General features: G+C 73.5%; 10 protein-coding genes. 5 read left to right on the top strand and 5 right to left on the bottom strand.

Annotated elements, in window-relative coordinates; all coding sequences use genetic code 11:
* The 5 genes from AC060K_RS19355 to AC060K_RS19375 form a co-directional block, all read left to right on the top strand.
* Window positions 1-1803 (top strand): glycosyl hydrolase family 95 catalytic domain-containing protein (locus tag AC060K_RS19355; protein WP_483766986.1); only part of this gene is annotated, 1803 nt, incomplete at its 5' end.
* A gap of 11 nt (window positions 1804-1814) precedes the next feature.
* Window positions 1815-2819 carry a LacI family DNA-binding transcriptional regulator gene (locus tag AC060K_RS19360; RefSeq protein ID WP_483766987.1) on the top strand — a complete coding sequence of 335 codons (1005 nt, stop codon included), beginning with the start codon at window positions 1815-1817 and terminating at the stop codon, window positions 2817-2819.
* Between the two features lie 431 nt (window positions 2820-3250).
* A complete protein-coding gene (locus tag AC060K_RS19365) occupies window positions 3251-4189 on the top strand; it encodes an ABC transporter permease (RefSeq protein ID WP_483766988.1) in 939 nt (312 codons plus the stop codon).
* A gap of 9 nt (window positions 4190-4198) precedes the next feature.
* Window positions 4199-5218 (top strand): carbohydrate ABC transporter permease, encoded by a 1020-nt coding sequence (locus AC060K_RS19370; protein WP_483766989.1) that lies wholly within the window; start codon window positions 4199-4201, stop codon window positions 5216-5218.
* 39 nt (window positions 5219-5257) lie between these two features.
* Complete coding sequence (locus AC060K_RS19375) at window positions 5258-7003, top strand: type 2 periplasmic-binding domain-containing protein (RefSeq protein ID WP_483766990.1); 1746 nt, start codon at window positions 5258-5260, stop codon at window positions 7001-7003.
* Between the two features lie 105 nt (window positions 7004-7108).
* Here the strand turns inward: AC060K_RS19375 and AC060K_RS19380 are convergent, their stop codons facing one another.
* The 5 genes from AC060K_RS19380 to AC060K_RS19400 all read right to left on the bottom strand — a co-directional run bounded on the left by AC060K_RS19380 (window position 7109) and on the right by AC060K_RS19400 (window position 14004).
* The gene (locus AC060K_RS19380) at window positions 7109-7747 is read right to left on the bottom strand and encodes a DUF624 domain-containing protein (protein WP_483766991.1); all 639 of its coding nucleotides are present in this window, start codon (window positions 7745-7747) and stop codon (window positions 7109-7111) included.
* Window positions 7744-10233, bottom strand: coding sequence for a glycoside hydrolase family 3 C-terminal domain-containing protein (locus AC060K_RS19385; RefSeq protein ID WP_483766992.1), 2490 nt, complete (start codon window positions 10231-10233; stop codon window positions 7744-7746). The genes AC060K_RS19380 and AC060K_RS19385 overlap by 4 nt, the downstream gene beginning before the upstream one ends.
* Before the next feature lie 124 nt (window positions 10234-10357).
* On the bottom strand, window positions 10358-11608 hold the full coding sequence (locus tag AC060K_RS19390) for an N-acetylglucosamine-6-phosphate deacetylase (protein WP_483766993.1): 1251 nt from the start codon (window positions 11606-11608) through the stop codon (window positions 10358-10360).
* Window positions 11609-11617: 9 nt separating this feature from the next.
* Window positions 11618-13168: a YndJ family transporter gene (locus tag AC060K_RS19395; protein ID WP_483766994.1), complete on the bottom strand. Its 1551-nt coding sequence runs from the start codon at window positions 13166-13168 to the stop codon at window positions 11618-11620.
* A complete protein-coding gene (locus AC060K_RS19400; RefSeq protein ID WP_483766995.1) occupies window positions 13165-14004 on the bottom strand; it encodes a TetR/AcrR family transcriptional regulator in 840 nt (279 codons plus the stop codon). Before AC060K_RS19400 ends, AC060K_RS19395 begins: the two co-directional genes overlap by 4 nt.
* Between the last annotated feature and the right edge of the window lie 154 nt (window positions 14005-14158).

Genomic DNA, 14158 nt, shown 5'->3' on the forward strand with positions numbered 1-14158 from the left:
CGGCCGCCCGGGCTGCCGATCATCCGACGAACTGCCGAACACACGAGCCAGGACGCGCGGTCCCGGGCGGTCCACCTCCTCCGCGCGGCCGCGAGCCGGTGGACCGCGGCGGGCGGGACGACGTCGGGCACCGGGGCCGGCGGGACGACGTCGGGCACCGCGGCGGTGCGCGCCGCGCACGTGGCCGCGCACCGGGAGCTGTACGACCGGGTGAGCCTGCGACTGGGCCCGAGCGCCGCGCCCGACGAGTCCCACCTGCCCACCGACCTCCGCGTGGCGCGCAGCGCGGGCGGTCACGACCCGCTCCTCACGGCGCTGGCGTTCCACTTCGGGCGGTACCTGCTGCTGTCGTCGTCACGGCCGGGCGGGCCGCCCGCCACGCTCCAGGGCATCTGGAACGCCGAGCTGCCCGGCCCGTGGAGCAGCGCCTACACGCTGAACATCAACGCCCAGATGACGTACTGGCTCGCCGAGACCACGAACCTGCCGGAGTGTCACGAGCCGCTGCTCGACCTGCTCGGCCGGGTGGCCGACGGCCCGGGCGCGACGGTCGCGTCCGGCCTGTACGGGGCCCGGGGGTGGGTGCTGCACCACAACAGCGACCTGTGGGGGCACGCGGCCCCCGTGGGGGCGGGACACGGCGACCCCGCCTGGGCGTCGTGGCCGCTGGGCGGCACCTGGCTCGCGCGGCACGCGTGGGACCACCACGTCTTCGCGCCCGACGACGGCGCCCTGCGCGAGCGCGTCTGGCCGCTGCTGCGCGGCGCGGGCGAGTTCGCCGCCGACTGGGTGCTGACCGACGACGCCGGCCGCGCCTGGACCAGCCCGTCGACGTCGCCGGAGAACCACTACGTCACGGCGGACGGCACGGTGACGGGGGTGGGCACCTCGAGCACGATGGACGTCGAGCTCCTGCGCGACCTGGCGCGGACCTGCCGCGCGGCCCGTACCGCGCTGGGCCCGGACCCGTCGATCGGGGACGACACCTGGCTGGTGCGGCTGGAGCAGGCGGTCTCCTCCCTGCCCGGGGTGCGGGCCGGCGCCCGGGGCGAGCTCCTCGAGTGGGAGCAGGACGTGGTCGAGGCGGAGCCGGAGCACCGGCACCTGTCGCACCTGGTGGGCGTCTATCCGCTCGGCGCCTACTGGCCCGACACCGCCCCGGAGGTCTGCGCGGCTGCGGCCCGGTCGCTCGAGCTGCGGGGGCGGGAGTCGACCGGCTGGTCCCTCGCGTGGCGGCTCGCGCTGTGGGCACGGCTGGGCCGCGCCGACCGCGCGCACGAGCAGGTCCTCCTGGCGCTGCGCCCGGCCATGGACGGCCTCGGCCACCGGGGCGGGCTCTACCCCAACCTCTTCAGCGCGCACCCGCCGTTCCAGGTCGACGGGAACTGCGGGTTCACCGCCGGGGTGGCCGAGCTGCTGGTCCAGTCCCGCCCCCGCCCCCACAGCCTCGGAGGGCTGCGGGTCGACCTGCTGCCGGCGCTGCCCGCCGCGTGGCCCGAGGGCGAGGTCGTGGGGCTGCGCACGCCCGGCGGCGTGCTCGTCGACGTCGCCTGGCGGGACGGCCGCGTGACGCGCGCCCGGCTGCGCCGGCCCGCCGCCGTCGGGCAACCGGAGCACGCCGCCGTCGGGCAACCGGGGCCCGCCGTCGGGCAGCCGCGGCCGGCCGGGACGACCCCGTCCGGGCCGCCCGCGACCCCCCTCCAGGTCGAGGTGCGCTCGCCCGGCGCCGCGCCGCGCCACCTCCGGCTGCTCCCCGGCGATACCGTGTGCCTGTCCCCGGACCCCGTCGGGTCCCCGCTGTGAGGAGCAGACCCGTGGCAACCATCGACGACGTCGCACGAGCGGCCGGGGTCTCCGCGTCCACGGTCTCATACGTGCTGTCGGGCAAGCGAAAGATCTCGGGCCCCACGCGGTCTCGCGTGGAGCAGGCCATCGCCGAGCTCGGCTATCGCCCGCACGCCGGCGCGCGCGCCCTCGCGTCGAGCCGCACCAACGTGATCGCGCTCATGGCGCCGCTGCGCGTGGGCGTGGACGTGCACGTGATCATGCAGTTCGTGGCGGGCGTGGTGACCCGCGCGCGTGACTTCGACCACGACGTGCTGCTCCTCACCCAGGACGACGTCAGCGGGCTCGACCGGGTGACGAGCGGGTCGATGGTGGACGCGCTCGTGATGATGGACGTCGAGGCGGACGACCCGCGCGTGCCCCTCCTCGCCTCGCAGCGGCAGCCGGCCGTGCTGATCGGGCTGCCGCAGGACCCGGCCGGGCTGAGCTGCGTCGACCTGGACTTCGAGGCGGCGGGGCGGCTGGCCGTGCGGCACCTGGCGTCGGCCGGCCACCGCCACATCGCGCTGGTGGGCTCGCCGCCGCAGGTGCTGGACCGGCACACGTCGTACGCGGAGCGGCTGCTCCGCGGGTTCCGCACGCAGGCGGAGGCGTCGGGCATGACGGCCGTCGTCGAGCCGTGCGAGCCCACGCCCGCGGGCGCCTACCGCGCGGTGGACACCCTGCTGGACCAGGCGCCGGAGACCACCGCCCTGGTGGTGCACAACGAGAGCGCGCTGCCGCACGTGCTGTCCCGCCTCGCCCGCCACGGGCGGCGCATCCCGGAGGACCTCGCGGTGGTGGCGGTGTGCCCCACGGACGTGGCGCTCGCGCAGGCGGTGCCCATGACGAGCATCGACCTGCCCGCCGAGTCCATCGGACGGCTCGCGATCGAGATGGTGATGGCCCGCCTCGCGGGCGACCAGCCTGCCGAGACGCGGCTGCTCGCCCCGGTCCTCACGGAGCGGGCGAGCAGCCGCGGCACGGCGCCCTGACCGGGCGGCCCCCGCCGCCCGGTCGGGCACGGCCGGGTGCGCGCACCCCGCACCCCGGCCGGTCACCGGGCGGAACCCCCGACCGCCCGGCCACGGGCGACGGGAGCTCCCCCGTCACCCCGTCTCTCGCCCCTCGACGGCGCCGGTGGCGTGAACCCGTCACGACTCCCCGACGAACTTCCCAAAACCCCCATCGAAGCGCTTCGCCAGAGTAAGGCGACCGGGTGCGCCCTGTCTACCGCACACCGTGGCACGGGCAAGGCTGCGCCACGGCCCGCACCCCGCGCGCCCACACACCGCCCCGCGAGCGCTAGAGCACCCGCCGGAGGTTGACCAAAGCATTGCCCCGGAGCGCTCCCCCGTGGTATCAATTCTCGTCGAAGCGCTTCAATGCGGTCGACGTCGACCGCAACCTCACGAGGGAGTGACAGGTGGGTCTCCTGCAACTGACGCGGGGCGGGCGGGGCGAGACGCGACGCGTCTCGGTCTCCGCATTCCTCGTGGTCGCGCCGTTCCTGGTGCTGGTGCTGCTGTTCTCCTACCTGCCGCTGCTCGGCTGGGTCACGGCGCTGTACGACTACAAGCCCGCGCTCGGCCTGGGCCGCAGCGAGTTCGTCGGTCTGCAGTGGTTCGAGATGCTCGTCTCGTCGCCGACCCAGCTGCGGCAGATCGGCCAGGTCATGGCGAACACCCTCGCCATGAGCTTCCTCGGCATCGCGACGTCGCTGCTGCCGGTCTTCTTCGCCATCTTCCTCAACGAGGTGCGGGCGAGCTGGTTCCGCAACGCGGTGCAGACCCTCACGACGCTCCCGAACTTCATCTCGTGGGTGCTCGTGTACATGATCGCGTTCTCGCTGTTCTCCACCAGCGGCCTGGTCAACACGACGCTGTACGACTGGGGCCTGATCACCGTCCCGGTCCAGTTCCTGGACTCCGACCAGCACGTCTGGCTGACGATGCTCGCCTGGAGCCTCTGGAAGGGCCTGGGGTGGGGCGCGATCATGTACCTCGCCGCGATCGCCGGCATCGACCCCACGCTGTACGAGTCGGCCCGGATCGACGGCGCGAACCGCTTCCAGCTCATGCGGCACATCACGTTCCCCCAGCTCATGCCGACGTACGTGGTGCTGCTCCTGCTCTCCGTCGCCAACATCCTCAACAACGGGATGGAGCAGTACTACGTGTTCCAGAACGCGTTCAACAAGGAGCACATCCAGGTCCTCGACCTGTACGTCTACAACGTCGGCATCACCGGGAACAGCATCTCGCTCGCCACAGCGCTCAGCATGCTCAAGAGCGTCGTCTCCGTGGCGCTGCTCGTGGCCGCCAACGCGATCGCGAAGCGCGCTCGCGGGACCTCGATCCTCTAGGGACGGACCATGACCATCCGGACGACCCCTGCGAACCCTGCCGCCACGACCACGCCGGCGGCGGCCCTCCCGGGCGGCACGCGCAACCCGCGCGACCCCCGGCGCCGCCGCACCGGGCAGGGCGGCTCGCGGTTCCGGCGCACCAAGGGCGACCTGCCGTTCGAGATCTGGAACTACCTGTGGTTCGCGGTGTTCGCCCTCGTGTGCGGGTACCCGTTCTACTACCTGATCATCAACTCGGTCAGCGCGAACGACCTCAGCGCGCTCGGCGACGTGCGGCTGTGGCCGGTCGGCTTCCACCTGTCCAACTACGAGCAGGTCCTCGGCCTCGGCGGTCTCACGAACGCCACGCTCGTGTCGGTCGCCCGTACGGTGATCGGCACCGTGACCACCGTGCTGGCGTCGGCCTTCCTCGGGTTCATGTTCACGCAGGAGCGCATGTGGAAGCGGGCGCTGTGGTACCGGCTCGTGATCTTCACGATGTACTTCAACGCCGGCCTGATCCCCATGTACGTGACGATGAAGAGCCTCGGCCTGACCAACTCGTTCTGGGTCTACATCCTCCCGGCGATCGTGCAGCCGTTCAACATCATCCTCGTCAAGACGTACGTGGAGTCGCTGCCGAGGTCGCTCCAGGAGGCCGCCGAGATCGACGGCGCCAGCACCGTGCGCATCTTCTTCAACATCATCCTGCCGAACACGACGCCCATCCTGGCGACCGTCGCGATCTTCTCCGCGGTGGCCCAGTGGAACTCGTTCCAGGACACGCTGCTGTACATCACCGACCAGAGCCTGTACCCGCTGCAGTACACGCTCTACACGTACATCAACCAGGCGAGCAGCCTCGCGCAGGCGGCGCAGAACGCCCAGGGCAACCTCGGTGCGATCGTGTCCGCCGCCACGTCACAGACACCGACGTCGATCCGCATGACGGTCGCCGTGATCGTCGTGCTGCCGATCATCTTCATCTACCCCCTGTTCCAGCGGTACTTCGTCAAGGGCATCATGCTCGGCGCCGTCAAGGGCTGACAGCGAACCCGCACCGAGAAAACAACTCAAGGAGAGTCAATGAAGACCAGAAAGGCCATCGCCCTCCTGATGGCGCCCGTGCTGGGGACCTTCACCCTCGCGGCGTGCACAGCGGCAGGACCGGAGGAGACGAACACCTCCCTCGACCAGGACTGGTCCCAGGCCGAGCCCCTCACCGTCGACGTCTACGACGGGCTCGCCAACTACATGGGCGTACAGAGCGGCTGGTTCGGCCAGATCGTCAAGAAAAAGTTCAACATGGAGCTGAACATCATCGCCCCGAACGTGGCGGGCGGCGGTGACACGCTCTTCAACACCCGGGTCGCGGGCGGCGACCTCGGCGACCTCGTGATCGTCGACAAGGGCCAGCAGCTCGACGAGCTGGTCGAGGGCGGCCTCCTGCTGGACGCGGCACCCTTCTACGAGAACATGCAGAACGTTCCCCAGTACGACGCTGCCGTGGACAAGCTCAACGAGGGCAAGGAGGGGATCTACGGCTTCCCCACCCAGGTGTCGTCGATCAAGCCGACCGAGCCGTCCGAGGGCCTCGACCCCACCTTCGGCCCGTTCCTGCGCTGGGACTACTACGCCCAGGCCGGCTACCCCGAGATCGGTACGCTCGAGGACCTCCTGCCGGTGCTCAAGACGATGCAGGACGCCCACCCCACGGCCGACAACGGCAAGCCCACCTACGCCATCTCGCTGTTCAAGGACTGGGACGGCAACATGATGGTCACGGCGAAGCAGCCGGCGACCATCTACGGGTACGACGAGATGGGCTTCGTCCTGGCCAAGGCGGACGGGTCCGACTACCAGAGCATCCTCGACTCCGACTCGGAGTACGTGCGTGCCCTGCGGTTCTACTTCGAGGCCAACCAGCTGGGCCTCGTCGACCCGGAGTCGACCACGCAGAACTACGACACGATGTTCTCCAAGTACCAGAACGGCCAGGTCCTGCTGTCGTGGTGGCCGTGGCTGGGTCAGTCCGCGTACAACACCGAGCAGAACATGGCCGAGGGCAAGGGCTTCGAGCTCGCGCCGCTGAAGGACCAGAAGATCTTCTCGTACGGTGCCGAGGTGTACGGCGGCAAGCAGGTGTTCGGCATCGGCTCGAACGCCGAGGACCCGGCCCGCCTGGCTGCGTTCATCGACTGGCTCTACTCGCCCGAGGGCGTGACTGCCAGCGCGTCGGAGACCATGGGCGCCGCCGGCCCCGAAGGCCTCACCTGGGAGGTCGTGGACGGCGAGCCGCAGCTCACCGAGTTCGGCAAGCAGGCCATCCTCCAGGGTGGCGCGGACGTCCCCGCCGAGTGGGGCGGGGGCTCGTACAAGGACGGCGTCTCCACGCTCAACGTGTCGGCGGTGCTGCCCATCGACGTGAACCCCGAGACGGGCTTCCCGTACAGCTACAAGTACTGGCCGAGCTACCAGGAGACCGTGGCGAACCCGCTCACGGAGGACTGGAGCGCCCACATGGGCGGCGCGACCACGACCATGGAGTACCTGCAGGAGAACGACCAGCTCATCGTGGCGCCGGGGTCCAGCTTCGCCGCCCCGACCGACGACGCCGAGGTCGAGGCCATCCGCAACCAGGTCAAGGCCACCATCGTGGAGCACTCCTGGAAGATGGCCTTCGCCAAGGACGAGGCGGAGTTCGAGAGCCTGCTCGCCGCCATGCAGGAGACCGCCGAAGGCCTGGGCTTCGAGAAGGTCCTCGAGGTCGACATGGCCAACGCCGAGGCGCAGAACGAGGCACGCCTCGCGGTCGCCAAGGAGTTCGGCTGACCTGACCCGGCCTCGCGGCCGCTGACGCCCCTGACCAGGTAGGTGTTCCCCGTTTGCAGGCGAGACGGGGAGCACCTACCTGGTCGGCTGCCCGACGGCGCCGCGTCACTCGCCCGAGTGCGGGCTCACCGTCTCGTCGTCGCCCTGCCGACGGCGGAACACGCTGTGCAGCACGAGCGCGTCGACGTACGCGCCCACCGAGAAGCCGATGGTCGCCACGAGCACGATCGACTGGGGCACCACGTACAGCACGGCGACGGTGGCGACCGGCCGCAGCACGAGCCAGCCGGTGCGGAGCGGCTCCGCCAGAGGCAGCAGCAGGGCGTTGCGGAGGGTGCGGCCCAGCGGGTCGTCGTACCGGGCGACCAGGGCGAGGCCGCACAGCAGCGCGGCCGCCAGGTGCACGGAGATCAGCACCGCGACGACGCCGGCGACCGTGCCGAGCACGCTCCCGGCGGACAGCCAGAACACGGCGGCGAAGACCGCCCCGGCGACCGCCGGTCCGAGCAGCGCGAAGACGGCCGTGCCGCGCCACAGGTTCCGCCGCAGCGCCACGAAGTACCCGGAGAGCAGGTAGCCACGCTCCTCGTCGGCGTACCGCAGGGTGACCTCGTAGAGCGCGGCCGTCGCCGCCCCCGCCGTCACGACCGGCAGGCACGAGACGATGTACAGCAGGTTGAGCGCGACGAAGTGCAGCAGGACGGTGAGTCCCTGCGTGGTCCTGCCGTCCGGGTCGATCCTCATGCGACCGTCAGGCCGGCTCGCAGCGGCAGGTCCACGGACGACGCGCCGGCCGCGAGGGTGTAGGTGCCGGGGTGCACCCGCAGGTCGCCGTCGAGCAGCCCGGCGCCGTCCGGGGCGACCCACAGGGCGAGCCGGGCCACGTCGAACACCACGTCCACCGTGGCCTCCTGCCCCGGCTCGAGCCGCACCCGGCGGTAGCCGAGCAGGAGCCGGACCGGGGTCCGGGACGGTGCGGGGAGTCCGAGCGAGTAGACCTGCACCAGCTCCTCGGCGGGCCGGTCGCCGGTGTTGCGCACCGTCACCGACGCGGTGACCAGGCCGGGCGCAGCCGGGTCCGCGGGCGCGAGCGGCGGGTGGGCACGGGTCGGCGCGGGCGCCGCCACCTGCTCGGCCGAGAGCGTCAGCGACCCGTACGACACCGTCGAGTAGGTCAGGCCGTGCCCGAAGGCGAAGGCGGGCACCCCGGCGTCGGACGCGGGCAGGTGGCGGTAGGTGACCTGCTGACGGCGTGTGTCGTAGTCGAACAGGTCTCCCGCCTGCGACTCGCGGGCAGGCCACGTCTGGGACAGCCGGCCGGTAGGCTCGACGGCGCCGCTCAGGACGTCCGCCAGACCGTGCCCGAGCTCCTGCCCGCCGTGGCTCGTCCACACGACCGTGGGGGCGTCCGCGACCCCGGCGCCCAGCACGTACGGGTAGCTGGAGACGATCGTCAGCACCGCGCGAGGGTTCGCCTCGACCGCGGCGCGCCAGACCTCGACGGCCGCGTCGGGCAGCATCAGGTCCGGACGGTCCTGCGTCTCACGCCCGCCCAGGTGCGGGTCGTTGCCGACCGCGACGACGACGGCGTCGCACCGCGCGGCCGCCTCCGCCACGCGCGCCACGCCCGACTCCAGCACGCGCGCCACGAACCGCTCCGCTTCGTCGAGGGTGCGACCCTCCGCGCACAGCAGCCCCGTGTCGCGCTGGGCCCGCACCCACCGGCCGGAGCCGAGGTGCAGCAGCGACCACGTGCCGTCGTCGTGCACGTGCCGGCGGAAGCTCTCCTGCACCTCCCAGCCGCCCACCCGGGTCGCGTCCGCCCGGAGCGGCCAGGCCCCGGTCAGGAGGCGCCCCGACGCCTCGGACCGCACCGTGAGCACGCCGCGGCCCCAGTCGGTCACGGCCAGGCGCGCGGCGGGCCCGGCGTCGGGCGAGTCCGCGAGCACCGCGGAGCCGTCCGCGGACACGGTCACGTACAGCCCCGACGCGGCCCGCAGGGCGACGACGTCTGCGCCGTCCGCGACGACCACGTCCGCGCCCGCGGCGCGGAACCCGTCCGCGGCCGTCACCGCGTAGGGCAGGGTCCCCGAGTACCAGTCGGTGAGCACGGCGTCCGCCAGCGGGCCGACGACGGCCACCGATCCCGGCGTCCCGAGCGGCAGCACGCCGGCGTCGTTCCGCAGCACGACGACGGACCGCGTGGCCGCCTCACGCGCGAGGGCACGGTGCTCGGGCAGGTCGAGGGCGTCGGAGCCGATGCCGGCGTAGGGGTCGTCGGCGTCGAGCTCGCCGGAGCGCAGCCGCAGCTCCAGCATGCGGAGCACCGCGCGGTCGACGTCCGCCTGGTCGAGCAGCCCTCGCTCGATGGCCTCCTCGAGGCGCTGGACCGTGGGCGCGGAGTCGGCGTCGTCGTCGGTGAACGAGTCGACGCCCGCGCGGACGAGGGCCGCGTTGCCGGACGCCCGGTCCGGCGCGGCCCGCTGGACGGTCACGACGAACATCGGGGCGGCGGCGTCCGAGACGAGCGCGACGGACTGGCGGGTCCAGGACCGCAGCTCGGCGAAGAGCTCGGTCTGCAGGTGCGCCGGGGTGCCGTTCACCTGGTTGTACGAGGGCATGACCGCGGCGACCACCCCGGCCTCGACCGGCTCGCGGAAGGCGGGCAGCTCCTCCTCGTGCAGCACGGCCGGCGTCACGTTCGAGCTCGTGGACGACCGGTCGGTCTCGTTGTTGTACGCGAGGAAGTGCTTCAGCGTGGGGGTCGTCTTCCAGACCCGCTCGTGGTCCCCGCGCAGGCCCCGGCAGTAGGCAGTCGCCAGGTGGGCGGTCACGTGCGGGTCCTCGGAGTAGCCCTCCTCGTTCCGGCCCCACGCGGGGTGGCGGAGCGTGTTCACCACCGGCGACCACACGTTGAGGCTCACCGACGGGTCGGCGGCCCGCTTGGCGCGCACCTCGGTGGCCGCCACGTCGCCCACGCGCCGCACCAGCTCCGGGTCCCAGGTCGCGGCGAGACCTACAGGCTGCGGGAACACCGTCGCGACACCGAGCCAGGCGACGCCGTGCAGCGCCTCGCACCCCGTGTGGAACGGCCCGAGCCCGAGGCGTTCCACCACGGGCGCGTGCTGGTGGAGCATCGCGACGCGCTCCGCGGGCGTGAGCCGCCCGAGCAGGTCGCGGGCTCGCTCGGGCACGGAGAGCGTGGTGTCGCGGTAGGCCGGAACGTCCATGGTCACTCCTTCATCGCCGCGGCGGTGCGGCGGTGGTGGGTCGCGGGCTGTCGAATGTCGAAGCGCTTCGACAGCCTACCGTAGCGAGCACCCGCCCCCCGGGGCAATGCCTGACGCGGTCCGGTCAGCCCTCGACGTCGACCCCGGCCCGGAGCACGCGGACCGGCCGCAGGGCGTCGTCCGTGACGAGCACGTCCGCACGCAGCCCGGGAGCCAGCGCGCCGAGCTCCGCGGCGAGGCCGAGCACCCGGGCGGGCACGGTCGACGCGGCCCGCACGGCGTCCTCGAGCGGCACCCCGGCGTCGACGGCACACCGCACCACGTCGAGCAGGTGGGCCGTACCCCCCGCGATCGCCCCGCCGTCCGGGTCGGCGGGGTCGGTGACCCGGGCGACGCCGTCGCGCACCGTCACGGACATGGGGCCCAGCTCGTAGGCGCCGTCGGACATCCCGGCAGCCGCCATGGCGTCGGTGACCAGCACGACGTGGTCGGCGCCGACCGTGCCGAAGACCGTACGCACCGTCGCCGGGTCGAGGTGCACGCCGTCGCCGATCAGCTCGACCACCATCTCGCCGCGCGCCGCCGCCGCCAGGCAGGCCGCGATGGGCCCGGGCGCGCGGTGGTGCAGGGGCCGCATACCGTTGAACAGGTGCGTCGCGGTGAGCTCGCGCGGCGCGCCCGGGCGTCCGTCCGCCCGCTCGGCGAGCCCCGCCACGACCTGCGCCACCAGCGCCTCGGCCTGCTCCGTGGTGCCGTCGGTGTGCCCCAGCGACGGGACCGCGCCGGCCTCCACGAGCGCCTGTGCGGCTCCGCCGGCACCCAGCACGCCCGGGACCTCCGGGGCGATCGTCATGGTCCGCAGGTGGCCGCGGGCAGCGGCGGCGAGCTCGCGCACCAGGCCGGCGTCTCCCGGAACCAGGTCGTCCGGGTTGTGCGCGCCCCGCCGTTCGTACGACAGGAACGGGCCCTCCGCGTGGATGCCCGCGATCTCGCCGGCGTCGGCGAGCCTCGCCAGCACGTCGGCGCGGGCGAGGAGGGTCTCCCGAGAGGCCGAGACCAGCGACGCCAGGAGCGTCGTGGTGCCGTGGCGGCGATGCTCGCGCACGGCGACCATCGCCTCGTCCGGGGTCAGCACGTCGGGGAACGACACGCCACCACCGCCGTGGTTGTGCAGGTCCACCAGGCCCGGCAGGAGCAGCGCGGAGGAGGCCGGGACCGCGGCGACGAGGTCGCCCAGGCCCGCCGTGACGGCGTCGGGCACCGTGCCCACGAAGGTGAGCCGGTCGCCCGCGACGACCACGACGCCGTCGTCGAGCACCTCCGACGGCAGGACGACACGGCCACGCAGCACGAGAGGATCAGGCATGGGGACCATCCTGCCCGATCACCGCCGTACGCCCGCCGCGGTCTCGCGGAGGACGGCCCGGGCACCGCGCGCCAGCCACGCGAGGTACGCGTGCTGGAACAGGGGCACACCCGGGCGCAGCAGGCGCACCCACCACACCACGGGCCGCGAGAAGGCGACGGCAGCGAACCAGAGGCCGTCGTCGTCCCGCTCGATCGCGAACGCCTCCTCGCCCGCGAACACGTGCCCCGGCAGGGTGCCGTAGCCGAACGCGACCCGCGTGTCCGTCCGCTCCGTCCAGATCACCTCGCACGGCTCGACCAGCCGGAGGCCGCCCACGCCCAGCAGCGTGGTGACCCGCGCACCCGGGGCCGCCACTCCCCCGGACGTGGCGAGCCGCACGCGCGCGGCCGCGTGGACACGCCAGGTCAGGAGGGCCTCGCCGACGCGGGCCAGGTCGTCGGGTCCGCCCGGCCCCAGGCGGTGCCGGGCGCGCAGGTGCGCATAGCCCGGCGGCAGGTCCGGACCGGCGGTGGCGCCCACCTCCGCATAGGTGAACGGAGGGACGACGGCGGCTCGGCCGGCCTGGGGAGGCACGGCGCCCTCGGCGGGCGCCGCGCCGTGGGCGGGGCCGGGGCCCTGCGCGGGGCCGCCGGGCCGGAGCGCGAGGAGCGAGCAGAGCACCACGCCCAGGGCATTCGCGACGCCGTGCGTGGCGAGCATCCAGCCGATGCTCGGGTGGGGCACCGCAAAGGCCTCGCCGACCGCCCACCAGAGCGCGAGCAGCATGCCCGCCGTCCCCGCGAGAGCGGCGGTGAGGCGCAGGGCACCTGCACCGCGGGTCCCGGCCCAGAGGGCCGCCCAGAGCGCGACGGTGAGCACGACGGCGCCCGCGAGCTCGGCGACGTCCGACACGAGGTACCCGGCCAGCACCAGTCCCACGCCCGCCGGGACGCCCCACGCGGCGGCCGCCGCCAGGCGGGAGCCCTGGGACTCGCGGGCGAGCAGGGCCGCGACCAGGCAGGCACCGAAGCCCGCGAACAGCATGTGCGGCACCGTCAGCGCCAGGTAGCCCGACGAGAACCCGAGGAGCGACCAGCCACCCCGCTCGGCGACCAGAGCCGACGCGCCCACGACGGGGAAGGCGAGGCCCGCGGCGATCGAGAGGTCGGGTCCGAGGCTGGTCCACCGGGGGCGGACAGGCCGCGGTGCAGCCGTCGGGGCGACCGCGCGGTCCGGCCGCGGTGCAGCCGTCGGGGTGGCCGCGCGGCGAGGTCGCGGCGCAGCCGTCGCGGCGACCGCCCGGCGAGGTCGCGGCGCAGCCGTCGCGGCGACCGCCCGCAGCCCGTGCCGCACCCCCGCGACCGCCAGGACCGCCGTAGCCACGGCCGCCGGGAGAGCGAGCGCGACCCCGGCCCAGCCGGTCGGCACGAGGACGCTCGCAGCGCCGAACGCTCCGGCGACCGGCCAGGCGGCGCTCCTGGGCACGGGAACGGCCGCCGCCCCGAGCGTCCGGAGCCCGAGCGGCAGCACCACCACCCAGCCGAGCGCGGTGAGGACCGCGAGCAGCGCGTCGCTCGCCGCGCTCATGAAGGGCTCCCGGGGGCGGTTTCGGTCGGGGCGGTTTCGGTCGGGGCGGCCTCGGTTGGGGCGGCCTCGGTCGGGGCGGTCTCGGTCGGGGCGGGGTCCGTCGTCGCGGGATCGCTCGGCGCGGGGTCCGTCGTCGCGGCGCCCGCCGCCACCGGCTCAGCCAGCACGGCGAAGCGCCGGACCAGCCCCAGGACGTCGTCGACCACCCCGCGGGCGACCGGCAGGCGCGAGAGGCGCACCAGGCGACCCACGACCTGGGCGGCGTGGCTCGCGAGGTCGCGGGACCGCCGTCGGCCCGGCGAGGTGTCGTGGACCCAGAACAGGGTGAGGCCGAGCTGGCCGTACCAGAGGAGGTCGGGCAGGTCGGCACGCAGGTGCGGCGGCACGTCGTGCGCGCCCGTGACCACGTCGGCGAAGATGGTCCGCGAGGCGTTCCGGGCGGCCGCCGACTCGGCGGAGAACGGGCTGGTCCGCGCGCCGGGACGGATCGCGACGGACACCAGCTCCGTGCCGAGCGCGTGGTAGGGCTCGAACGCGTCCACCGATGCCTGCCACGCGACCAGCAGCCGGTCCTCGAGCCGGGTCAGCTCTCGGGCTCCCGGCGCCTCCAGCCGCTGCCGGACCAGGCCCGCGTGCTCCTCCTGGACGTCGCGGTAGAGCTCGTGCACCAGGTCGTCCTTGGACGGGAAGTAGTAGTAGGCGTTGCCCGTGCTCACGCCCGCCTCGGCGGCGACGCGCCGCATCGTGGTGCGTTCGTACCCGTCCTCCCGGAAGAGCCGGAGGGCAGTGCTGCGCAGGAGGTCGCGGGTCGCTTCGGCCTTCGCCGTTTTGAACATGTTCAGAAAATAGCACCGCGCAGCACCCCTGCGAAACGAACGGTGGAATGGCGCACATCACGTCGGCAGTTCAGATCGGCACTTTGTCGTCGGGTGGGGCCCGAGAAGTGGCCCACCCACCACACACGGGCGGGCTGATGTGGGCGCGCGGCGC

This window comes from Antribacter sp. NEAU-D49 (genome assembly GCF_057158775.1).

What these genes read in the sequence shown, in the direction of transcription:
- AC060K_RS19370 (WP_483766989.1), top strand. Translation starts at nt 4,199, where the DNA reads ATGACCATCCGGACGACCCCTGCGAACCCTGCCGCCACGACCACGCCG.
- AC060K_RS19400 (WP_483766995.1), bottom strand. Translation starts at nt 14,004, where the DNA reads ATGTTCAAAACGGCGAAGGCCGAAGCGACCCGCGACCTCCTGCGCAGC.
- AC060K_RS19380 (WP_483766991.1), bottom strand. Translation starts at nt 7,747, where the DNA reads ATGAGGATCGACCCGGACGGCAGGACCACGCAGGGACTCACCGTCCTG.
- AC060K_RS19385 (WP_483766992.1), bottom strand. Translation starts at nt 10,233, where the DNA reads ATGGACGTTCCGGCCTACCGCGACACCACGCTCTCCGTGCCCGAGCGA.
- AC060K_RS19390 (WP_483766993.1), bottom strand. Translation starts at nt 11,608, where the DNA reads ATGGTCCCCATGCCTGATCCTCTCGTGCTGCGTGGCCGTGTCGTCCTG.
- AC060K_RS19375 (WP_483766990.1), top strand. Translation starts at nt 5,258, where the DNA reads ATGAAGACCAGAAAGGCCATCGCCCTCCTGATGGCGCCCGTGCTGGGG.
- AC060K_RS19395 (WP_483766994.1), bottom strand. Translation starts at nt 13,168, where the DNA reads ATGAGCGCGGCGAGCGACGCGCTGCTCGCGGTCCTCACCGCGCTCGGC.